Raw genomic sequence first — 22,492 nt, forward strand, 5'->3', positions numbered from 1 at the left:
AATTTGTTAGTCAATTTTTACAATCGGCTGACCGCATGTTGACGGTCCGGTTAAACTAAATGCGGTTCAAAAAAGCATGCATCTCGCGGTTGAATAGTTCTGCGTTTTCCAGATTAGGGAGGTGGCCGCACTCGTTCATTTCCACATAAATTGAATCCGGTATCTGGGATGTCAGGATTTCAGCTTGTTCTTTGGTGGTGATACGGTCTTCGGCGCCCCGGATAACCAATGCAGGAACCGAAATATCTTTTAGGCTATCCGTTGTGTCCGTCCGGGAGGCCAATGCGAGTAAGGTCGCACATATGCTACTTTCGGTATTCCTGCGGATGCTACTCTTAATCAGATCTATTGCAGCCTGATTCTCTAATAAACTCTTTTTAGACAATACGTTATTCACAAAGCCGATGGAGAAGGGCCTTTTACCGTTTTTCAGTACAGATTGGATGCTATCAAACCTTTTTATTTTTGCAGCGTTGTCATCTGCAAGGGAGTGGGTGTCGCTTAAGATCAGCCCTGAGAAGGATTCCGGCTGTATTTGGTAGGCTCGCAGCGCAATGTATCCACCCATCGATACACCGCAAAGGACGGATTTTTCTATAGCTAATCTTTTAAGGAATGCCAGTAAATCTTTAGCAAATACATCCACACTGAAGAAACCATGACCTACTGTGGTGTTGCCATGACCCCGTATATCTGCCGCAATGCCCGTTACCTGAGGTGGCAACGCGTCCAACTGGGGAATCCACATATTTTTATTGAATGGAAATCCATGTATGAATATAAGGGTGTGTTCAGGAGCGGGAGATTCCTTTAATAAATAGCTTATGCTGATATCGCCAAGTCGAATTCTTTTCCGTTTGATCAGGCTTTTTTTGTATTCCATATGCGAGTCTAACAACTAAGAAGAAAGATATGTTTCGCTTTTAAAAGTAATAAAATCAGGGAACTAATCCAACTCCAGCCAATATGCGTTTATTTTTTCTAAAAATATTTCGTTGATGTCATTGAGATTTCTATCTTTGCAAACCGATTCGGGAATGCGCTTGTAGCTTAACTGGATAGAGCACCTGACTACGGATCAGGAGGTTAGGGGTTCGACTCCCTTCAAGCGCACATGTTTCACTTACATAGCCTAATCATAACGTTGGTTAGGCTATTATTTTTCACGCGTATATTATGCTAAACCTTGTTTTATTTGGCCCTCCGGGAGCAGGGAAGGGTACCCAATCGCAGAAGCTAATCGAGCACTATCAATTGGTACACATCTCAACGGGCGATCTTTTCCGGGCGCATATCAGCGACCAAACGGAACTGGGGCAGCGGGTGAGTAGGTTGATTGCCGACGGTGAATTGGTACCCGACTCCATTACTATTGCGATGCTGGAAGAAGAAATTGTTAAAAATCCCGAGGCAAAAGGGTTTATTTTTGACGGATTTCCGCGTACAGTCGCCCAAGCCGAGGCGTTGGATCGTTTTCTGGAATCTAAGGAAACGGCTATCGCCGGTGTGGTTGCGCTGGATGTAACCGAAGAGGAACTGACCGCACGGATTGCCAAACGTAAGGCAGTGAGCAACCGAGCAGACGATGATAGCGAGAAGCTGAAAAAGCGCATCGAGGAGTATTTCAATAAAACCATTCACGTGCTTCCTTATTACGAACAACAGGGCAAGCTAACGAAGGTCAACGGCATCGGTGATATTGAAGCCATTTTTGATGAAATCAAAAGCATCGTCGATACGTATTGATGCGTTGTCTGTTCAAATGGTATTGTATTAATGAGCCCTTCGGGGTTTGAAGAGTTGAAGTATGCTAATAGCGGACGGCCGATAGCCGAAAGCGGATAGCCGAAAGCTGAATAAGTGGCCCAAGGATCAAATTTCGTCGATTACGTAAAGGTTTGCTGCCGTTCCGGACGCGGGGGGGCGGGTTCTGCACATTTACATCGTGATAAATTTACTGCAAAAGGTGGTCCTGATGGTGGCGATGGCGGCCGGGGTGGGCATATTTTATTGAAAGGGAATGCCCAGCTCTGGACCTTGCTGCACCTAAAATACCGGAAGCATATCCTTGCAGAAGATGGTCAGCCGGGCGGCAGTGCACTGAAACACGGAGCCAATGGAAAAGATGAAGTGCTGGAAGTTCCTTTAGGTACCGTAGCGCGCCACGCGGATACCGACGAATTGCTTTTTGATATCACCGAAGATGGCGAAACCAAGGTGCTGACCGCCGGGGGGCGAGGCGGACTTGGTAATTGGCATTTTAAAAGCCCGACGCAACAAACTCCACGGTTTGCACAGCCGGGTGAATCCGGAAAAGAAGAGTGGATGATACTTGAGCTGAAGGTATTGGCGGATGTGGGATTGGTTGGGTTTCCGAATGCGGGAAAATCGACCTTACTCTCTGTCGTATCCGCGGCAAAGCCTGAAATTGCCGATTACCCTTTTACGACCCTGGTGCCAAATCTGGGTATCGTCTCATACCGTGATAACCGATCGTTTATCATGGCTGATATCCCTGGTATCATCGAAGGAGCTTCGGAGGGGAAAGGGTTGGGGCATCGTTTTCTCCGCCACATTGAACGCAATTCCGTCTTGTTGTTTATGATTCCGGCCGACACAAACCGAACGATCGCTGAGGAATATCAGATCCTGTTGAACGAATTGATCGCTTTCAACCCTGAGTTGAAAGATAAACCGCGTATTCTGGCTATTACTAAATCCGATTTACTCGACGATGAGCTCCAACAGGAAATGACAAAGGAACTCCCCGATGGCATTCCGCATCTTTTTATTTCCTCTGTTTCAAATAAAAACATCCAACAGTTAAAGGATAAGATCTGGCAGACAATCACTGGTTAGCCTGAAATCTCGTCGGATAGAAAAGTGTGATCCCTTTGCGACGTGTAACCAGCCCGGTTTGGGATTGTTAGCGAAAAGTCGAATCAATGCATATTATGCCGGTTCAATAGTGTTCATTTTCGTTCGGAAAATCGGATGCCTTTACGTCGCGGATATAGCGGCCAACCGCCTCATTGATCTCCTCGTATAAATTGAGGTATTGCCTAAGGAATTTGGGTTTAAACCCTTTATTCAATCCCAGCATATCGTGTACGACTAGCACCTGTCCATCGCATTCCACTCCTGCGCCGATGCCGATTGTGGGGATGTGCAGACTGGCGGTCACTTCTGCTGCCAGCGTTGAAGGAATTTTTTCCAGTACTACAGCGAAGCATCCAGCATCTTCCAGGCATTTTACATCCGTTCTCAGCTTATTGGCTTCCGCTTCGTCTTTCGCCCTGACCGTATACGTTCCGAATTTGTAGATCGATTGAGGAGTAAGCCCGAGGTGGCCCATCACTGGAATGCCGGCATTAACGATGCGTTTCACCGTTTCCTGAATTTCGATACCTCCCTCTACTTTGAGGCCGTGTGCACCGGTTTCCTTCATGACACGAACGGCAGCTTTTAGCGCGTCGCTACTATCGCCTTGATAGGTGCCAAAAGGTAAATCAACAATAACTAATGCGCGTTGGGCAGCCCGTACTACCGCTGAAGCATGTATCATCATTTCCTCCAACGTAATCGGTACTGTGGTTTCGTAGCCAGCCATTACGTTGGCAGCAGAATCGCCAACCAATATGATATCAATCCCCGCATCATCCAATACCTTCGCCATGGAATAATCATAGCCGGTCAATACAGCTATTTTTTCGCCATTGTCCTTCATCGTTCGGATGGTGTGCGTAGTAATGCGCTTGATTTCTTTGTTTACAGACATAAGGCAAACGTAAGAAAAATCCGGGAAAACTTTATGACCACTCTTTATCGTAATTTCCTAGGGATATTAAGCAGGATTTTGTACCTTACACACCATAATTCGTATAGCGCAATGAAAACCATATTAGTTCCTACCGATTTTTCTGAAAATGCATATGTTGCAGCGGAATATGCTTGTGCATTGGCAAATATTTCCCAACAGAAAGTTCAATTATTGCATGTATATATCGCGTTGTATTCGGGATATGGTGAGGAAGGGAATAGTGTGAAGCAGATCCGTTGGGCGGAGACCGAATCGGCCGAAGCCATGAAGAACCTGGTTGAAAACCTGAACCGGCAGTTCCCAAAAGTAGCTATCGAAGGCGAATGTGTCAAAGGATTTATGATTGACGTGGTAACGGATAAACTGAAAAGAGGTGAAAATTCGCTGGTCATCATGGGTACGAAAGGGGCAACCAATATCACGGAAAGCATCCTGGGAAGCACAACCTACGAAGTGATTAAGAAGTCGCCCGTGCCCGTACTAGTGGTGCCTATTGATACACCTGATTTCGCTTTTAAGCGTGTGGGTTTCTTTACTGCGTATGATGATCACGAGCTAGATGCATTGTTTGCTTTTCAGCAAGCGATTAATCTCCACCCTCATTTGGACATGGTGCATTTTTTCAGGAGCGATGAAAAAGCTCCGGAAAAAGACTTAGAACGTTGGCAACGCAAAGTAACGGAGGCCTATCCGGACTTGGAAGTTTCTTACAAGATGGTGCCTGTAGAAAAGGCAGATATCAATGCGGTGACGCAGACAGCGAAATCCGAGCATCTGGATTTGCTGATGTTTGTCAGGCCACATAAATCATTTTTCCAAAAAATATTTGCACCGAGCCTTACAAAAGCCATTGCGAATTACCCTACGATACCATCTCTGTTTATCAAGACCTAGTACGGGGTTAATTCGCTTGTCCACGCGGTTTGCCCAGGTCGATTGTATCCCGTATATTTACCTGATTCGTAAAAAAATAGCATAAGATGGATGATACATTACGGTCTCCCGGAGCGCGATGGCGTGCTGCAATGAACATTGAACAGCCGCTACAAATTGTAGGCACACTAAATGGCAATCATGCATTGCTTGCAACGCAGGCGGGGTTCCGGTCAATCTACCTTTCCGGTGGCGGGGTGGCGGCGGGATCACTGGGAGTCCCCGATTTGGGAATTACGACCTTACAAGACGTACTCACTGATGTCGAACGTATTACCAATGTCTGTGATACTCCGCTGTTGGTAGACGTGGATACAGGGTTTGGCCCATCGGCATTCAACGTGGCACGTACTGTCAAAAGCCTGGTTAAGGCAGGCGCCGCAGCATTGCACTTGGAAGATCAGGCCGCAGCAAAACGATGTGGGCATCGACCCAACAAAGAACTTGTTAGCAAAACCGAAATGGTAGACCGGCTGAAAGCGGCTGTGGATGCGCGTATGGATGAGCAGTTTTTGATTGGGGCGCGAACCGATGCGCTGGCTAGTGAAGGTTTGGAAGCGACACTCGAAAGGGCGACAGCCTATGCGGAAGCTGGCGCTGATTTCATTTTTGCCGAGGCTGTGACTGAATTGGCTCAATACCGGGCGTTTGCAGACGTCACAGGTCTTCCGATATTGGCTAATATTACCGAATTTGGAATGACCCCCTTATGGACCGTGAGCGAATTGTCGGCCGCGGGAGTTGCGATGGCATTATATCCCTTATCTGCTTTCCGTGCGGCAAATAAGGCGGCGTTGAACGTTTACACGCACATTCGTACCGATGGTACGCAAAAGAGAGTGCTGGACACCATGCAGACCCGATCCGAATTGTATGAAAGCATCGGCTACCACGCGTTCGAACGGAAATTGGATGAATTGTATGGGAAGTAGTCGGAAGTCAGCTATTAGCAGTCAGAACTCGGATAGCCGAGCGCTGATAGTTGAGTGCTAATAGCCGATAAACAAATAAAAACACCATGAGCGATAGCAATCAACAAACAGTAAGTAAGCCAAAAAAATCGGTAGCATTGTCCGGTATTGCAGCAGGAAACACTGCATTGTGCTCTGTAGGAAGAAGTGGTAATGACCTGCATTACAGAGGATATGATATTTTGGATTTGGCTGAGGGTGCTTCTTTTGAGGAAGTGGCATACTTGCTCATCCATGAGCGCCTGCCCAACAAAATTCAGCTACAGGCCTATCAGCAAAAACTGAAGGCGCTGCGTGGACTGCCTCAAATTGCTAAAAATGTGCTGGAGCAGATCCGTGCGGCGGCGCACCCGATGGATGTTCTTCGCACCTATACATCGGTATTGGGGACGATCTATCCCGAAAAAGATGATCACAATCCGGTGGGCGCACGCGACATCGCTGATAAGTTGCTGGCATCTTACGCTTCTGCTTTACTGTATTGGTATCATTTTGCGCATCATGGAAGGCGTATTGACGTAGAAACCGATGACGAAACGGTGGGGGGGCATTTCCTTCACCTTTTGCATGGCCGGGAGCCCTCCGCGTCGTGGATTACATCGATGGCGGTATCGCTTAACCTTTATGCCGAGCACGAGTTTAACGCTTCAACCTTTACCGGAAGGGTTATCGCCGGTACTGGGTCGGATATCTACTCGTGCATTACGGGAAGTATCGGTGCACTCAGAGGTCCAAAGCACGGCGGTGCAAACGAAGTGGCGTATGAAATCCAGAGCCGTTATGGGAATGTAGCCGAAGCCGTAGCCGACATCAAGCAACGGTTGGAACGTCGAGAGGTGATTATTGGCTTTGGGCATCCGGTATACACCATTTCTGACCCAAGAAATGTCATCATCAAACGGGTGGCCAAGCAATTATCCGAGGAAACGGGCGATATGGGTCTGTTCTCCATTGCTGAACGATTGGAAACCCTGCTATGGGAAGAGAAAAAGATGTTCCCGAATCTCGACTGGTTTTCGGCGGTTTCTTATCACCTCATGGGCATACCTACTGCTTTTTTTACACCGCTTTTTGTCATTGCCCGGGTAACAGGCTGGAGCGCCCATGTCATTGAACAGCGTCAGGATGGTAAAATTATACGACCAAGTGCGAACTACACCGGCCCGGAACCGAGGGAATTTGTGCCCCTTGATAATCGAAGGTGAAAAAATTGAGCGTTGTTTTTCACTTTGTTTTTATTTTCCATTTTAAATTAAGTTTTCCATTTTTCACTAGTAAGAAGTCTAAAAAAACATGTCATCGGATATTTCAAATGTACGACCCGAAACTGATCAAGTTATTACCGATATTGTCGACTATGTGCTCAACTATCAGATCACCGGCGACGAAGCTTTCCGAACCGCTCATTACTGTTTGCTGGATACGCTCGGCTGCGGATTTGAAGCGCTGACCTATCCCGCATGTACGAAAATGCTCGGGCCCATCGTGAGCGGGACGGTGGTACCCCACGGTGCCAAAGTACCGGGAACTGCCTACCAACTAGATCCGATACAGGCAGCATTTAACATCGGGGCAATGATTCGATGGCTGGATTTTAACGATACATGGCTTGCGGCGGAGTGGGGACATCCTTCGGATAACCTGGGGGGGATATTGGCTGTTGCCGATTGGCTATCACGTACTGCGGTCGCAAATGGGCAACAACCCCTTATCATGAAGGACGTATTGGATGCCATGATCCGTGCGCATGAAATACAAGGCGTAATGGCGCTGGAAAATTCCTTCAACAAAGTGGGCCTTGATCATGTACTGCTCGTAAAGTTGGCCTCCACGGCAACGGTTGGTAAGCTCATTGGGCTTACCCGTGAGGAATTGATCAATGCCGTATCACATGCGTTTGTCGATGGTCACGCACTCCGCACCTATCGGCATGCACCTAATACAGGAAGCCGGAAATCGTGGGCGGCCGGTGATGCCACTTCCCGGGCTGTAAGGCTGGCGCTGATCGCGAAAACCGGAGAAATGGGTTATCCGTCGGTGCTTACTGCCAATACATGGGGCTTTTACGACGTACTCTTCAAGGGCCATCCTTTCCGATTTCAACGGGAATATGGCTCATATGTCATGGAAAATGTGCTCTTCAAAATTTCATTTCCGGCCGAGTTCCATGCGCAGACGGCCGTAGAAGCTGCGATGATCTTGCACGGCAAACTGACGGACCTGGGCCGTACGGCCGCTGACATCCAACATATCCGGATCCGAACCCATGAGGCTGCCATCCGCATCATCGACAAAAAAGGGCCGTTGTATAATCCGGCGGACCGTGATCACTGCCTTCAATACATGGTGGCTGTGCCTTTGTTGTATGGCCGGTTAACGGCGTCTGACTATGAAGACAGCATAGCGGTCGATTCTCGGATCGATTCATTACGTGAGAAAATGGAGGCCGAGGAAGATAAACAGTTTACACAGGATTACCATGATCCGGAAAAGCGCTCCATCGCTAACGCCCTCACGGTAACGTTGAACGACGGAACGGTATTGGCAGAAGAAATAGTTGAATATCCGATTGGCCACAAACGTAGACGCACCGAGGGGATTCCCTTACTGATCGGGAAATATAAAACGAACTTGGCTCGCATATTTCCCACCAAGCGGCAGCAACAGATTTTAGCTGCATCGCTGAATCTGGAAACGTTATCCCGGATGCCGGTCAATGCATTTGTGGACTTGATGGTGATTCCGTAATTTCATATCTTTGCTCCATAAGTCAAGATACATTATGCCTATTACCGACAATGATGTCATCTACGAAGATAACCATTTGCTTGCCGTGAATAAGCGTGCAGGGTACTTAGTGCAAGCAGACCCCGGAGGCGATGAACCTTTGGAGGACATGGTAAACAAGTATTTAGCCAAAAAATACGATAAGCCCAACGGAGCCTTCGTAGGAGTGGTGCACCGCCTGGACCGTCCCGTTAGCGGATTGATCCTTTTTGCCAAGACGAGTAAGGGATTAGAGCGGATGCAGCAGTTGTTTAAAGATCGGGAGATTCGCAAAACGTATTGGGCCGTCGTGCGGCAGCCGCCCGAGAATTCCGAAGGCAAGTTAGTTCATTGGCTCTCTCGCGACCGTACACAGAATATTACTAAAGTACATAAGGGAGCCGCTGAAGGGCGGGTGTACGCCGAGCTTGAGTATAAGTTGCTGGGCAAATTGGACGGCTATTATTTGCTCGAAGTATATCCACTAACCGGTCGCACCCACCAGATCCGTGCGCAGCTCGCTTCCATGGGATGCCCTATCGTTGGGGACCATAAGTACGGTTATCCCCGGGGAAGTTTGAGACGATCCATTTGTTTGCACGCTAGGAAATTATCCTTTGTTCACCCGGTGAGGAAAGAATCCGTTGAATTATTTGCCAAGACACCACGGGATGGATTCTGGGATCGTTTCGACGTATTTAATGGTGTATAATCGTCTTCAGCAGCCGTCCAGTGGTCGGTATTACTTTTATATACGGCGCAGTTATATTGCATATGAAAGTAAATTTAGTGGAACGATCTCATTGAAACCAAAAAAGACAATTAAAAGATTAATAATTTACCTAAGTTTGTATCATGGATAGGATAAAACGTGTTCTTGCAGTGGGCGTATTCGCAGTGATCTTGGCAGCGTCTATGCCTCATCGTGTACATGCTCAATGTGCCATGTGTACGCTCACGGCCGAAAATGCGACCGAGAATGGAAATACTCAGGGAAAAGGATTGAACAAGGGCATCTTGTTTTTGTTGGCAATACCGTACCTTGCGGCAGTAGGGGTGGGGGTATTGTGGTACAAAAAATACCGCGGAAAAAAGACGGTGAATATCGATAACGATCCGATTGTCTTAAACTGATACCTTACTGATGGCCATTACCCATACCCCAAAAGTAAAGGCAATGATGGCTTCCAAATGTCCCAAATGCCGTGTGGGGAAGATGTTTGTGGGCAGTACATACGGTTTCCGGCGACAACGAATGAATGATATTTGCCCGTATTGTGGGTTTCGTTTTGAAATTGAACCGGGGTATTTTTACGCGGCAATGTATGTAAGTTATGGCCTGTCCGTTGTTCAGGTGGTTGCTGCAGGGTTACTTACCTATGAACTGACAAAAAGTGAATCACCTTGGGTATATCTTGCGGTATTGATGGGGATTATCTTGATTTTCGCTCCCTTCAATTTTCGGTATTCACGGCTTATCCTCCTATATTATCTGACCCCTAAGGTAAAATACAATCCCAAATATGAAGATCACCCTTACGATGAAGCATAAGGGTTTTTTGTCAAAATGGGCTGACAATATCACTAAGAAACGGCAATTGCTGGTCTTTTTCGGATACGATGAGTTCATCACGGTCCATTGGCCAATCAATGGCTAGATCCGGATCATCCCACCGAACGCCTAATTCGCCTGTTTTATCGTAAAATCCCGTTACCTTATACGCAAACAAGGTGTTGTCTTCAAGAGATAAAAACCCATGCAAGAATCCAGGCGGTATCCACAAAGACTTCGCTCCATTTCCATCCAGGATAAGGGAAAAGCTTTGACCAAACGTCTCCGAGTGCTTCCGGATATCGACCGCTACATCCAATACACGGCCGTGTAATACTCGTACGAGTTTACCCTGGGCGTTGTCTCCTGCCTGCGCATGCATACCCCGTAAGACGCCCCGATGAGAACAGGAAAGGTTATCTTGTACAAACGTTGCGGCAATCCCCTGTGTCTTGAAAGGATTTTGATTATAAGTCTCCATGAAGAAACCCCGCTCATCCTTCCACACTTGCGATTCGATGATCAGCAGATCCGGTATAGGAGTGGTTACAAATTTCATCCGTAAGTAGTTTTGTTCTTAAATGGTTTGATGGACCCTGCGTTTTCATCGCCTTTTTAGTTAGGTGATGACACGGCAGGTTCATTTGTTTATGAATTGAGATATTTCATGATACTGTCAAAAAACAATATTTTTCCTGCGTACGCTGTTTCCAATTGGGTCCGGATCGCGGCCAAATGAGTTTCCTGAAACAATGTGATTGCATCCCGGTTTTCGGCACGTAACTGAATGCAGTAGGTGACGCCGTCGTGAGGAGAATCCAGCATTTCTAAGAAGAACAGGTCCGTACCTCCGCCTTCTGCTTCGTAAACCAGTCGCTCCGTGAGATACGTGCGGACAGTTTCTCCAATATCACTTTCGGCAATAAGGGTAGCGTTGTATAAATACATGGCGCGAAGATAAACAATCTCACCAAAATTTTGCTTCTTTGATCCGTTCGACGAAAAGACTCAAGGCGGGAAGGACACTTGTAAAATTAAGGTTGCATAAACCGGTTTTAATATAAAATTTTCCACCTTTGGAAGAAAGGAGTGGGATTGTTTTCTAATATGGTACGTTGTGTTCTATTTTTGCTAGTGACTGTAAGCGTCATTGGCCATCTGGTTAGCTGCGATGGCGGAAAGGACCGTATTATACCGGCGGCTGACTTCTTTTCCGAACCTGAAAAAACCAATTTCCGGATTTCACCCAATGGTAAGTATCTCGCTTATTTAGGCGGGTATGCCGGTCAGAAAAATATCTTTATTATCCATCTGGACGAAGGAAGCCGCCATCAGCGGATCACGTCAGAAACAGAACTGGGTATCCAGTCCTGTTTTTGGGCAAACGACGATGAATTGATTTTTACCAAAGACAAGCGGAACGACAGTTTGCAGGTATTCGCCGTTAACCGTTCTACGCTGGGGGTTAGGCACCTGATGCTTCCTTCAACCGTCAAGTTGCGTTGGATATCGCCCTCCAAAGTAATAAATAATGGGTTTTTGATTTCACTCAACGAACGGGATTCCTCTGTATTTGACGTATATCGCCTCCGTACCGACGCTTGTCAGAAGGAATTGGTTGCAAGAAACCCAGGAAATATCATCAGGTGGTATGCGGATCTCGACGGGGAATTACGACTGGCACTTGCCAGTGACAGCCTCAAGGAAACGATGTTATATCGCGACAGCGAAAAGAAACCTTTCAGGGCGGTGGTGAGCAACAGTTTTCGGAACTCGATTATGCCGCTGGGATTTTCGGCTGAAAACCGAAACCATATATTTGCACTGTCAAACATCAACCGCGATAAATTAGCACTCGTAGAGATCGATATGAACACGGGGAGGGAAGTGCGACTGATTTACAGCCATCCCGATGTCGATGTTAGCCATGGGGGGTATTCGACTGATCGGGGTGAAATGTCCTATGCAAGTTATTTCACTTGGAAAAAACAACGTCATTTTTTAAACGAAGAGACCAAAAATGTTTATCATAAAATCGAGCAAAAGTTACAAGGGTATGAATTGATGGTATTGGACCGAGATACCGCTCGTCGCCGGTTTATCGTGCGTTCGTATACTGACAAGGATCCGGGTGCCGTTTACTATTATGATATGGCCAAGGATGAGCTAACCAAATTGGTGGCTAATAATCCTGCTTTAAATGACTGTGAGTTGGCGGAGATGAAACCTGTTACCTATTACGCACGTGATGGACGCCAAATACATGGGTACTTAACCATGCCTCCTAAAATACGAGGCAGAAAACCACCCGTGATTGTATACCCCCATAGTGGCCCGAGTAATCGTGATCGATGGGGCTTCGATCCGGAAGTGCAGTTTTTTGCCAATCGAGGCTATGCGGTATTTCAGGTTAACTACCGGGGATCTACCGGATATGGAAAAGAGTTTTGGTCTGCAGGTTCCAAAGAATGGGGCGGAAAAATACAAGACGACATCACCGATGGAGTGCGTTGGTTGATTCAGGAAAGGAAGGTCGATTCAGCACGTATTGGTATTTACGGAGCTGGCTTCGGCGGATATTCTGCATTACACGGCGCTTGTTTCCACTCGGATCTATATGCGTGTGCGGCATCCTATTCAGGGTTCATTAATTTGTTTACGTATTTAAAAGAGGTGCCGCCTTATTTCAAACCGTATTTACAGATGTATTACGAGACCGTCGGGAATCCGGAAACAGAGCCTGAGTTAATCAAATCGATGTCTCCTGTTTTTCATTCCGATCAAATCAATATACCGGTTTTTATTGCACAAGGGGGCAGGGATAGCTGGAGCACGGTTAATGAGACTAACCAGTTTGTGCAGAAGCTGAAAAAACGTAAAGTTCCCATTACCTACCTATTGCGAGAAGAAGAAGGACGATATTTCCGTAACGAAGAGAACCGCATTCTCTTTTATAACGAACTGGGTGAATTTTTCGATAAATATCTGAAATGACACACCGGCGCAATACATACCGCGTAAACTACTTGTTGGTTAGCGCCTTTATTGTTGTGGTAGTTGCCTCCTTCGTATTAGCCGCTTTTCTGGCCCGCGACCTTACAGTTACTTACGTCGAAAACGAATTTGCCTCCAGAAAAGTGGAGGTATTGGAACACAACATCGGGCCATTCAACGATTTTTTTCATAACCGCATTCCGGAGATATCCTTTTACCAAGGATATTTAGATTCAGCAGGGGTAGCCGTATATGCAGATAGCGTGTTTCATGCCTATCCGTTTGTAGAGCGTATTGTCTTTTACGATGTGTCATTGAGTAATGACGAATACATAAAATATGGCTTTTCGGCCGATAATTTGGTCGTTTACCCTAAAGGCGTGTATCAATTTAGTCCGGAAGGGATGGCAGAAGACGTATTGCCGGTCGTTTCGAGAAACGGACATTTGCCGCTTTCGTTGTCTGATGATTTTAACAACATGGCAGTGAAGTTTGCTGCGTTTATTGAGCGGGTAGACACCACGAAAGCGCTCCAGGACGATGACATATTCAAGGTGTTTTATACAGTTACTCCGGGGAAAATATGCTATATGAACATTCCACGGAGAGACGATCTGAAGACCTATAAAGAGTTGATGTACGGTAAGATTGAGCACGATGTGGTTTACGAGCAGGATATCCTTACCTTTTTTATAGATCCGAATAGGCTTTCGCTGACCAATATCATTCCTGAACTGTATCAACGCGTCCAGATCCAGCCGCTGGTTTATGAATCGATCGATACCGATCCGGACTTGCTTACTACGGAAACCCCGTTGCCGGGAGCTTTGGCAGACTATAAAATCTATTTCAGTTCCAGCCGCACATTCCTGCGGTCTGAAATCAATCGGAGGTTTCTCCCCGTAATGGCCGGTGTGATCGCCATTTATCTCCTGCTAGCTGTCATTGCTTACCTTATCTACCGGAATCTCTATGTGAACGAGCGGATGTTTAAGTTGCAGTATGATTTCATCAATAATTTGACGCATGAATTCAAAACGCCGGTGAGCGTAATCAAAATAGCCGGCAATAACATCCAGAGTGCCAAACAATTGTCGGATCCGGAGCGCAAGCATTATGGCAAGATATTAGATGAAGAAGCCGATAAACTTAATAATCTGATGAACACCTTGCTTTCTTTTACACAAATTGAAAATAAATCAATAAAAATAAAGCAGGAAGAGGTCGATTTGCACGAATTTTGTGATAAAGTGTTGGCAGCGTCTCAATTTAAATACGGAGATTTAGCGCTTCATTGTGAAGTAAATGTAAAAAAGACCCTGTATATTGATCCGGTTTTATTGGGTAGTATTTTTCAAAACCTGATTGATAATGCATATAAATATTCCAAACGGGATAATAAGGTACTGGATATAACCATTAAACAAGCCAAAAAACAGGTAATTATGCGGTTTGCCGATAAGGGCATCGGTATTGCGAGGAGGGAATTAATACACATTTTTAAAAAGTTTTATCGCGTGCAAAATCAATATAACCAACAAGGCAGCGTAGGCCTTGGATTGGCTTTTTGTAAGGAACTGGTTAATTTTATGGGAGGACACATCTCGGTAGAAAGTGAGTTGGGTAAGGGAACGACCTTTACCATCGTGTTTCCATTAGATTAGTGTTTTTTTTACTTTTCACTTTAGAAATCGTATCAACATATGTATAAAAATGTTAAAATAGCGGTCATTGAAGACGACGAAAATTTGCGTTTTTTGGTGGCGCATCGCCTTGAATCCGAAAATTACCAGGTGATTCAAACCGGTGACGGTGACGAAGCGGAGAAATTGATACTGGAGCAAAAGCCAGATATCGTTTTGCTCGATTGGATGCTTCCGGGAAAACAGGGGTCCGAAATATGCGCCGATTTGCGTAAGGCCGGCTTCGTTAATCTAATTATCATGATGACGGCCAAGTCACAGGATGTGGACAAAATCGACGCGTATAGCTTTGGGGTTTCGGACTATATAACGAAGCCTTTCAGTATGGATGTCCTCGTTGCAATGATTGAAAACAAGATAAAATATTTTGTCAGCAACCAGGGGGCGGATTTGTATACATTTGGAGATACTGAACACCATCCCAACATCCATTCCTTGGTTCGTGATGGCAAAAAAATCGAACTGACTATTCTTGAGAATCGTATTTTGCTATATTTTCTGCAAAATATCGGGCGTGTAATCGGCCGGGATGAATTGATGCAGGTGGTGTGGGGCTACAGCTCCAATGTCAACACGCGGACGTTGGACATGCATATTGTACGTCTGCGTAAAAAGATTGAGCTCAATGCTGACAAACCTACTTATTTGCAGACCGTCAGGGGAATGGGATATAAGTTTGTGGATAACCCTTAATCTTTTTTGTTTTTTTAAAAAACATTTCCTATCTTCGTCCTAATGAGCAAGGCCATACCACTAGGACGGTATGGTCTTGCTTCTTTTTTTGACTTTATTTTTTTAATTCATAACAGATTATGGCAGAAGTAACGTATTACAGTAAAGAGGGATTGGAAAAACTCAAAGAGGAGTTGCAGTATCTCAAAACGGAGGGTCGGGCAAAGATTGCAAAAGCCATTGCCGAAGCGCGAGACAAAGGTGATTTGTCGGAAAACGCGGAATACGACGCGGCTAAGGAGGCACAAGGGTTGCATGAGGCTAAAATCGCAAAGCTAGAGGATAGCCTGGCGAATGCCCGTGTAATCGACGAGTCAACATTGGACACGTCCAAGGTATTGGCGCTGTCTATCGTTAAGTTAAAGAACATAAAAAATGGCACTGTGATGACGTATCAGTTGGTGTCGGAGACGGAAGCAGATCTGAAAGCAGGGAAAATTTCGGTGAAGTCTCCGATCGCTCAGGGCTTACTCGGTAAGTCGATAGGTGATAAAGCGCAAATACAGGTGCCTGCGGGTCAAGTCGAATTGGAAATTTTGGATATTTCCAGATAAGAGCAAGTGACGGTTATGTGCGGGTCTGCCATAACCGCACATAGCAAAACAATATTATTCGGCGGCTGTTTCACAAGACAGCCGTTTTTTTATCTTTGTATCATTGATGACTAATGAAAACGATATGCCTACCATATTCTCTCAAATCGTTGACGGTGAAATTCCGGCTTATAAGGTGGCCGAAAGCAATGATTACCTAGCTTTTTTAGACATTAACCCCTTAACCAAGGGCCATGTATTGGTTATCCCTAAGCGGGAAACTGATTACCTGTTTGACATGGAAGACGACGATTACATGGGGCTTTGGGTTTTTGCGAAAATTGTGGCCCAAGGGATTAAACAGGTTTATCCCTGTGAACGGATTGGAGTGGCTGTGGTTGGTCTTGAAGTAGCCCATGCCCATATCCATTTGACACCGATCAATGAAGTAGGGGATTTAAATTTCAATCGTCCAAAACTGGAACTTAGCCACGAAGAGCTCGCTGAAAGTGCTGAAGCCATCCGGAACGCCATCTCGGCACTCACGCGGAAATCATGAGCCACACACCTTTGTCCATCCGACCAATTTGTGTAAGTTTGTAGGTGATAGTTATGCAAGAGTTCTGGGAGTCATTTTCACAGTTGTTGGATGCCGAAACGTTATTAAGGTCAGGTGGCTTCTATCTTGTTGTGTTTATCGTGTTTGCCGAGACCGGTTTGTTCTTTGGATTTTTCCTGCCGGGAGATTACCTGTTGTTTTTAGCCGGTCTTTTCTGTGCATCGGGCTTATTGGATGTAGATATTACAACCTTATGTTTGGGATTGTTTGCCGCCGGGGTATTGGGTAATTTTACCGGTTATTGGTTTGGTTGGCGAACGGGGCCGATGCTATTTAAACGAAAGGATACCTGGCTGTTTAAACGCCGGTATGTGGTGATGGCCGAAGAATTTTATCATAAATACGGTGGACCGGCGTTGATTATCGGACGTTTCGTGCCAATTATCCGTACCTTTGCACCGATATTGGCCGGAATTGTACAGTTGAATTTTCGGAAATTCGTGTTATACAACGTGGGAGGAGCGGCCATTTGGGTATCGTTGCTTACTTTATCCGGTTTTTTTTTGGGGCGCAAATTTCCACAAATCAGTCACTATATTGAATATATTATTGTCGGCTTCATAGCCATTTCTTTCACACCGATATTGATTGCATTGATTCGAAGAAAGCTTCGCCTGAATAAAGATAAGAAGGCGGAAATAAACAAGTGACAACCATAGATTCTTACCCCGATGAGTAAATCACACCCCTGGCATGACGTATCCCCTGGCGACGACCTTCCGTCTTCGGTGAACGCTATTATTGAAATTCCCAAAGGTTCTAAAGCTAAGTACGAAATCGACAAAGAAAGCGGCCTGATCAAATTGGACCGCGTATTGTTTTCTTCGGTAATGTATCCTGCTAATTACGGATTTATCCCCAAAACGTATTGCGACGATAAAGATCCACTGGATATTCTGGTGCTTTGTTCGGTAGATGTATATCCCATGAGCATTATTGAAGCCAAAGTTATCGGAGTGATGCACATGATCGATAACGGAGAGCAGGACGATAAAATCATTGCCGTTGCCAAAAATGACATGTCTGTCAACTACATCAATGACCTGTCAGAATTGCCACCGCATACCATGAAAGAAATCGTCCGTTTTTTTCAGGATTATAAAGCGCTTGAGCGTAAGAACGTCACAATAGAACGTCTTTTTGGCCGCTCATATGCCTATCAAGTTATACAGGAAAGTATCGATTTATACCAAAAAGAATTTGCTAACCTAAGAACAACCTGATGGGCTGGGAGATTTTCTGGACGTTTTTTTTGGTTGCTGCCAATGGCTTTTTTGTGGCTGCTGAGTTTGCCATTGTCAAGGTCAGAGCATCGCAGATTGAAATTAAGATCAAGACGGGCAGCCAGGTGGCTCAGGTAGCCAAGCACATTACCAGTCACCTCGATGGGTACCTGGCGGCGACTCAACTGGGTATCACCTTATCTTCTCTTGCATTGGGATGGGTAGGCGAGGCGGTGATGACCGATATCGTAACGGTAATTTTCGGGTGGTTCAACGTGGAATTAACCGGAACGCTAGCCAAGAATCTGGGGCATGTACTTGCTTTCGGAATCATTACGGTGTTGCACATCGTGTTTGGTGAATTGGCCCCAAAGTCCATTGCTATCCAGCGCCCTATTGGTACAACCATGAGTATTGCCGTTCCTCTGCGCTTCTTTTATCTCATTTTCCGGCCCGTTATCTGGGTGTTGAACGGTTTTGCAAACCTCATTCTCCGAGTAATGGGGTTTGAGGTCAATGTGGGAGAGGCTCACCATTCTTCCGAAGAATTACAGTACCTGCTTGATCAGGGGAGGGAAAGCGGTGCACTGGACACCACCGAACATGAGCTGATCAAAAATGTATTTGACTTCAATGAGCGGATGGTGAAGAGTATTATGGTGCCGCGTACGAAAATCTATGCCGTGGAAATGAATTGCCCCGGTGTTGAATTCATTGAACGGATTACCCGGGAGGGATATTCACGGATTCCCATCTACGATGATAATATCGACCAGATTATCGGGATTGTACATACGAAGGATATCCTGCCAATCATCGCAAAAGGAAAAGAGCTGGTACTCAGGAATATTATCCGAAAGCCCTATTTCATTCCCGAAACAAAAAAGATCAATGACCTGATGGCTGAATTTCAGCAGAAACGCCTTCAGATTGCCGTTGTACTGGATGAATTTGGCGGAACAGCTGGAATGGTAACGCTGGAAGACATCGTGGAGGAACTGGTGGGCGAAATTCAGGATGAATACGATGAAGAGACTCCGGTTGTGGAGCGCATCTCAGACACCGAATACATGGTGGATGCCAGTGCTAATGTGCACGACGTGAATGAATTTTTACCGAAGGAGTTACCGGAAAGCAATGACTACGACACCATATCGGGCTTGGTAAGTGATCTGTTTGATAAAATACCCGACGTAGGGGAACATAAAGAGTTCCATGGTTATAACTTCATAATCATAAAGAAAACCCAGCAGAACATTGAGTTTGTAAAACTGGAGCTCGTACAGACGGATCTGGATCAGGATATGGAATAGGAATATAGTTTGGCGTGACGTTACAGCTATTTTATACACCGGATATTTCGCCCCACGACAAAGTCTATGTGCTGAATGAGGAGGAAAGTAAACATGCAATCCGTGTACTGCGGCTCGCTGAGGGGCACGCTGTATATTTGGTGGATGGTAAGGGAGGGCAATACAGGGGAATCATTACCCATGCACATCCCAAACGTACGGCGATAACAATCGAAGATTTTAAACCCGATTATGAAAAGCGGAACTATTATCTGCATATTGCCGTTGCACCGACTAAGAATATCGACCGAATCGAGTGGTTCCTGGAAAAGGCGACCGAGGTAGGAATCGATGAAATCACGCCGATTATCTGCGAACATTCCGAACGGAAAGAGGTGAAGCCAGAGCGTTTGAATAAAGTAATGGTAGCCGCCATGAAGCAGTCGCTGAAAGCCTATTTGCCTAAGCTTAATGAAACAGTGAAACTCACAGACTTTCTAAAAAAGGATGGAGAACCGCAGAAATTTATTGCCCATTGCGCCAATGGCGAAAAACGGTATTTAACGGATGGGATTAAGGTGGCTGGCCGCTATGTCATATTGATCGGGCCGGAAGGCGATTTCAGTGTGCCGGAAATCCGTTTAGCAGTCGAAGCCGGTTACATGCCCATAACATTGGGCTCTTCGCGACTTCGCACGGAAACAGCCGCATTGGTGGCTTGTTTGGAAGCGGCAATCGGAAACCGATAACGTTTCCCAGCTTTAGGCTATTCCATCAATTCTGCGTTAAGTACCTGAATCTCTGAATTGCCTTCCTGGGTATTCGGATTCAGGTGTATAGTGCCGGTTATTTTAATGGGTTCTTCGGTAAAACGTACTTTTTTGCCTTTTTTCATAAATATTTCGACCATGGGTGGGATATCACCCTGACCGCAGAACATGCACTGCATAACCGGTAACACAGAGAGCATGAATGTCTCATGGTCCCGCCCCCCATTGATAGGAACCAGGTAACCGGGAAGGGTAACGTTTTTTTTGTCAATGGCTTTTAATTCATCCGGAAAATGCGGGGTGTATACAGTTTTGCTGTCTTTATACGTTACTTTATACATCAATTTATTGATGGTCTCCCAGGTACCGTTCATCATCGGTGTATGGTCCGGAACTTCACCAAATGGAACGTCCTGTGCGTTTGTTAGTTGTGTGCCAAAGGCAATGAATGCAATAATTACGAAATACGTTCTCATGTCCTGTACTAATTTCCCGATAATGTTTGCGATATGGAAGTTTTATATGCTTTTACAGCGGGGATCACCGCAGCTAAAAAGCCGATGGTTACGCCGATAACTAACAACCAAGCCTCCTGGGGTAGTAAAACCAACGCCTCCAAAAGCGATGCCGTACTGCCTGTACGGGTGCCGATCAGGTAAACGGCTATGTGACCAATCCCGATTCCCACAATCGCTCCCACAAAGGTAAGTAATATTCCTTCGGCAATCACTATGCCGAATAGCTTTCCCTGCGACGCCCCAAGTGTACGCATAATGGCCAGGTCATATTTGCGGCTTTTCAACGCATTGTATAAGCTGATAAACACGCTGAGGGCAGCCATTAACATGATGACATAAGCCAGTATTTGCAGCGAATCGATCCCGATGCCCAGCAGCGAAAACAGTCGTGCACTTTCGATGGCCGGAGAGGCCGCTTGCATGGCTGTGTTTTGGTTTACGAGTCGGGGAAACATGCCGATGGCGGCGGGATTCCGGTATTGGATCAACATGCTGGTGATCTCGCGCTCGCGCGAGCCGACGTTGCCCATAATGTTTTTTACCAATTGGGGCTCTTTAGGGGCTACTGGGTCATGATCCTCGCCGTGGTGGTGTTCGTGTTCGTCCACGCCGGCCAAGTCGTGGCTATGGCTGTGTTCGCTTTCTGCATGCTCATGCTCGTCTTCGGAATGAGCCTCGTCTTCATGCGTTCCATGCATGCGCCACACGCTAGCCAAATTGGTTACTATGAGCCGGTCTGCAATGTGGTGAGCCGGCTTAAATATTCCGGTAATGGTATAGGCATTTTCGTCGTGTGTATGGCCTTCGCTGCTAAGGCCATGGGCGCCATATATCTTATCGCCGACTTTCAGCTGGTTCTTCCGTGCGACATCCGCCCCGATGGCCGCTTCGAAGTCTCCTTTCCAAATCCGGCCTTCAGCTAGTTCCAGCCCATATAACTGTAGGAATGTACTGTCGGTGCCGACAATTCGGTGGCCTTTGTAATTGTCGCCCAACGAAAGCGGTACCGCCAATTTGACCATGGGATTGGCGGCCAGTTTTTGGGCTTCCCTCAAGCTGATGTTGCCTGTCGGATTGTCCATGTGATAGATGCTGCTGAGGATGAGCTGAATGGGGCTTCCTTTTGCGCCGACGACTAAATCGATGCCTCGGCTATTGTTGCCGAGCTGTTCTTCGATTTGATGAGAAGTAAGCAGCAGCACGCACAATATACCCGTGCCGAAGGCGGTGAGTAAAATCCCCAGCAGCGATGTTGCTGTATTTTGGCGAATGTTTTTCCATGCGATCTGAATACTATTCATACCACACCTCCCACCTGATATGCATGGTTTATCCGGCTTTTGACCCGTTTATCGTGTGTTGCAACCACCAACGTTGCACCTTGTTGTTCGGCTTGAGTGAGCAGCAAACTTAATACGCTTTCCGTGTTCCGGTCATCTAACGATGCGGTGGGTTCGTCGGCCACCAAAATTGCGGGTCGGTTTATCACGGCGCGCGCAATCGCTGCGCGTTGCATCTGTCCGCGACTCAATTTTCCGGGGTAGCTATTGGCTTTGTGCGCCAGGTTCAGCAACGCTAACACTTCATCAATGCGGTCATGGTTTATCTTCGCACCGGCAAATCCCTGTGCAATCTGTAGGTTTTCTCTTACCGTAAGGCTTTTTACCAAGTGAGCTTCCTGAAAAATGAGCCCGATGCGTTGTCCGCGGAATTCGTCCAATTTCCGGGCAGGCAGTTCGTAAAGCTGCTGCCCGTCAACCTGTACCGTTCCGGTTTCCGGTTTCAGCAATCCACTTAGGATGTGTAGCAAGGTGGTTTTTCCGCTACCCGAATCACCGAGTATCAAGGTGTGTTGGCCGTTGGTTACTTCAAGATCTGCAAACTGTAACGATTCACCTCGTGGATATCGATAGGCGATATCATTCAAACGGATCACTGTCTGTTTATTATCCTGCATGTCTGTCGTACTTCTGTTCCGTTTGGCAAGTTTAAGGTATTCTGAGCAAATATGCATTCTATTAATGCAACTTTATTGATATTGTTAATCCGCGCAAAGCACCTAGCTT

At 46.2% G+C, this 22,492-nt stretch carries 25 protein-coding genes and 1 tRNA gene; 19 read left to right on the forward strand and 7 right to left on the reverse strand.

Annotation, left to right across the window (positions count from 1 at the left end; translation table 11 throughout):
• Positions 1 to 55: 55 nt before the first annotated feature.
• Positions 56 to 883, reverse strand: a complete 828-nt coding sequence (locus tag BMZ56_RS20350) for an alpha/beta fold hydrolase (RefSeq protein WP_090630079.1) — start codon at positions 881 to 883, stop codon at positions 56 to 58.
• A 156-nt stretch (positions 884 to 1,039) separates the two neighbouring features.
• Between BMZ56_RS20350 and BMZ56_RS20355 the strand changes: the two genes are divergently transcribed.
• The 3 genes from BMZ56_RS20355 to obgE all read left to right on the forward strand — a co-directional run bounded on the left by BMZ56_RS20355 (position 1,040) and on the right by obgE (position 2,859).
• Positions 1,040 to 1,113, forward strand: a tRNA-Arg gene (locus BMZ56_RS20355).
• Positions 1,114 to 1,176: 63 nt separating this feature from the next.
• Positions 1,177 to 1,746, forward strand: coding sequence for an adenylate kinase (locus BMZ56_RS20360; RefSeq protein WP_090630082.1), 570 nt, complete (start codon positions 1,177 to 1,179; stop codon positions 1,744 to 1,746).
• 114 nt (positions 1,747 to 1,860) lie between these two features.
• Entirely contained in the window at positions 1,861 to 2,859 is a 999-nt protein-coding gene (gene obgE, locus BMZ56_RS20365; protein WP_090630084.1) for a GTPase ObgE, read from the forward strand.
• Between the two features lie 103 nt (positions 2,860 to 2,962).
• On the opposite strand, the gene panB is transcribed toward obgE, so the two are convergent.
• Positions 2,963 to 3,778, reverse strand: coding sequence for a 3-methyl-2-oxobutanoate hydroxymethyltransferase (gene panB, locus BMZ56_RS20370; RefSeq protein ID WP_090630086.1), 816 nt, complete (start codon positions 3,776 to 3,778; stop codon positions 2,963 to 2,965).
• Between the two features lie 111 nt (positions 3,779 to 3,889).
• Here panB and BMZ56_RS20375 point away from each other — a divergent pair, with 111 nt between their 5' ends.
• The 7 genes from BMZ56_RS20375 to BMZ56_RS20405 all read left to right on the forward strand — a co-directional run bounded on the left by BMZ56_RS20375 (position 3,890) and on the right by BMZ56_RS20405 (position 10,042).
• Positions 3,890 to 4,714, forward strand: coding sequence for a universal stress protein (locus tag BMZ56_RS20375; RefSeq protein WP_177195234.1), 825 nt, complete (start codon positions 3,890 to 3,892; stop codon positions 4,712 to 4,714).
• Between the two features lie 86 nt (positions 4,715 to 4,800).
• A complete protein-coding gene (gene prpB, locus BMZ56_RS20380) occupies positions 4,801 to 5,685 on the forward strand; it encodes a methylisocitrate lyase (protein WP_090630091.1) in 885 nt (294 codons plus the stop codon).
• Positions 5,686 to 5,771: 86 nt separating this feature from the next.
• Positions 5,772 to 6,929: a bifunctional 2-methylcitrate synthase/citrate synthase gene (gene prpC, locus BMZ56_RS20385; RefSeq protein WP_090630093.1), complete on the forward strand. Its 1,158-nt coding sequence runs from the start codon at positions 5,772 to 5,774 to the stop codon at positions 6,927 to 6,929.
• A gap of 88 nt (positions 6,930 to 7,017) precedes the next feature.
• Complete coding sequence (locus BMZ56_RS20390; protein ID WP_090630096.1) at positions 7,018 to 8,472, forward strand: bifunctional 2-methylcitrate dehydratase/aconitate hydratase; 1,455 nt, start codon at positions 7,018 to 7,020, stop codon at positions 8,470 to 8,472.
• A 34-nt stretch (positions 8,473 to 8,506) separates the two neighbouring features.
• Positions 8,507 to 9,202: an RluA family pseudouridine synthase gene (locus BMZ56_RS20395; protein ID WP_090630099.1), complete on the forward strand. Its 696-nt coding sequence runs from the start codon at positions 8,507 to 8,509 to the stop codon at positions 9,200 to 9,202.
• Between the two features lie 143 nt (positions 9,203 to 9,345).
• Positions 9,346 to 9,624 carry a hypothetical protein gene (locus BMZ56_RS20400; RefSeq protein WP_245893336.1) on the forward strand — a complete coding sequence of 93 codons (279 nt, stop codon included), beginning with the start codon at positions 9,346 to 9,348 and terminating at the stop codon, positions 9,622 to 9,624.
• 10 nt (positions 9,625 to 9,634) lie between these two features.
• Entirely contained in the window at positions 9,635 to 10,042 is a 408-nt protein-coding gene (locus BMZ56_RS20405) for a DUF983 domain-containing protein (protein ID WP_090630101.1), read from the forward strand.
• Between the two features lie 10 nt (positions 10,043 to 10,052).
• Here the strand turns inward: BMZ56_RS20405 and rfbC are convergent, their stop codons facing one another.
• Positions 10,053 to 10,601: a dTDP-4-dehydrorhamnose 3,5-epimerase gene (gene rfbC / locus BMZ56_RS20410; RefSeq protein WP_090630105.1), complete on the reverse strand. Its 549-nt coding sequence runs from the start codon at positions 10,599 to 10,601 to the stop codon at positions 10,053 to 10,055.
• Between the two features lie 89 nt (positions 10,602 to 10,690).
• Complete coding sequence (locus BMZ56_RS20415) at positions 10,691 to 10,990, reverse strand: DUF4286 family protein (protein ID WP_090630108.1); 300 nt, start codon at positions 10,988 to 10,990, stop codon at positions 10,691 to 10,693.
• Positions 10,991 to 11,176: 186 nt separating this feature from the next.
• Here BMZ56_RS20415 and BMZ56_RS20420 point away from each other — a divergent pair, with 186 nt between their 5' ends.
• The 9 genes from BMZ56_RS20420 (at position 11,177) to BMZ56_RS20460 (ending at position 19,887) form a co-directional block, all read left to right on the forward strand.
• Positions 11,177 to 13,036 carry a S9 family peptidase gene (locus tag BMZ56_RS20420; protein ID WP_245893335.1) on the forward strand — a complete coding sequence of 620 codons (1,860 nt, stop codon included), beginning with the start codon at positions 11,177 to 11,179 and terminating at the stop codon, positions 13,034 to 13,036.
• Positions 13,033 to 14,700, forward strand: a complete 1,668-nt coding sequence (locus BMZ56_RS20425; protein WP_090630113.1) for a sensor histidine kinase — start codon at positions 13,033 to 13,035, stop codon at positions 14,698 to 14,700. The genes BMZ56_RS20420 and BMZ56_RS20425 overlap by 4 nt, the downstream gene beginning before the upstream one ends.
• 39 nt (positions 14,701 to 14,739) lie before the next feature.
• The gene (locus BMZ56_RS20430) at positions 14,740 to 15,432 is read left to right on the forward strand and encodes a response regulator (protein ID WP_090630116.1); all 693 of its coding nucleotides are present in this window, start codon (positions 14,740 to 14,742) and stop codon (positions 15,430 to 15,432) included.
• 119 nt (positions 15,433 to 15,551) lie between these two features.
• Positions 15,552 to 16,025 (forward strand): transcription elongation factor GreA, encoded by a 474-nt coding sequence (greA, locus tag BMZ56_RS20435; RefSeq protein WP_090630118.1) that lies wholly within the window; start codon positions 15,552 to 15,554, stop codon positions 16,023 to 16,025.
• Between the two features lie 124 nt (positions 16,026 to 16,149).
• Entirely contained in the window at positions 16,150 to 16,563 is a 414-nt protein-coding gene (locus BMZ56_RS20440; protein WP_090630447.1) for an HIT family protein, read from the forward strand.
• Positions 16,564 to 16,616: 53 nt separating this feature from the next.
• On the forward strand, positions 16,617 to 17,273 hold the full coding sequence (locus BMZ56_RS20445; RefSeq protein WP_090630120.1) for a DedA family protein: 657 nt from the start codon (positions 16,617 to 16,619) through the stop codon (positions 17,271 to 17,273).
• Positions 17,274 to 17,294: 21 nt separating this feature from the next.
• On the forward strand, positions 17,295 to 17,846 hold the full coding sequence (locus BMZ56_RS20450) for an inorganic diphosphatase (protein WP_090630123.1): 552 nt from the start codon (positions 17,295 to 17,297) through the stop codon (positions 17,844 to 17,846).
• On the forward strand, positions 17,846 to 19,159 hold the full coding sequence (locus BMZ56_RS20455; protein ID WP_090630126.1) for a hemolysin family protein: 1,314 nt from the start codon (positions 17,846 to 17,848) through the stop codon (positions 19,157 to 19,159). The genes BMZ56_RS20450 and BMZ56_RS20455 overlap by 1 nt, the downstream gene beginning before the upstream one ends.
• Before the next feature lie 14 nt (positions 19,160 to 19,173).
• The gene (locus BMZ56_RS20460; RefSeq protein WP_090630128.1) at positions 19,174 to 19,887 is read left to right on the forward strand and encodes a 16S rRNA (uracil(1498)-N(3))-methyltransferase; all 714 of its coding nucleotides are present in this window, start codon (positions 19,174 to 19,176) and stop codon (positions 19,885 to 19,887) included.
• 17 nt (positions 19,888 to 19,904) lie between these two features.
• Here BMZ56_RS20460 and BMZ56_RS20465 read toward each other — a convergent pair whose 3' ends face one another.
• The 3 genes from BMZ56_RS20465 to BMZ56_RS20475 are packed head-to-tail and all read right to left on the reverse strand — an operon-like array spanning position 19,905 to position 22,383.
• Positions 19,905 to 20,384, reverse strand: a complete 480-nt coding sequence (locus tag BMZ56_RS20465) for a hypothetical protein (protein WP_177195235.1) — start codon at positions 20,382 to 20,384, stop codon at positions 19,905 to 19,907.
• 8 nt (positions 20,385 to 20,392) lie between these two features.
• On the reverse strand, positions 20,393 to 21,727 hold the full coding sequence (locus BMZ56_RS20470; protein WP_090630131.1) for an ABC transporter permease: 1,335 nt from the start codon (positions 21,725 to 21,727) through the stop codon (positions 20,393 to 20,395).
• Complete coding sequence (locus BMZ56_RS20475) at positions 21,724 to 22,383, reverse strand: ABC transporter ATP-binding protein (RefSeq protein WP_245893332.1); 660 nt, start codon at positions 22,381 to 22,383, stop codon at positions 21,724 to 21,726. The genes BMZ56_RS20470 and BMZ56_RS20475 overlap by 4 nt, the downstream gene beginning before the upstream one ends.
• Positions 22,384 to 22,492 lie beyond the last annotated feature (109 nt).

The sequence above is a fragment of the Parapedobacter indicus genome (assembly GCF_900113765.1).
Lineage (GTDB): Bacteria > Bacteroidota > Bacteroidia > Sphingobacteriales > Sphingobacteriaceae > Parapedobacter > Parapedobacter indicus.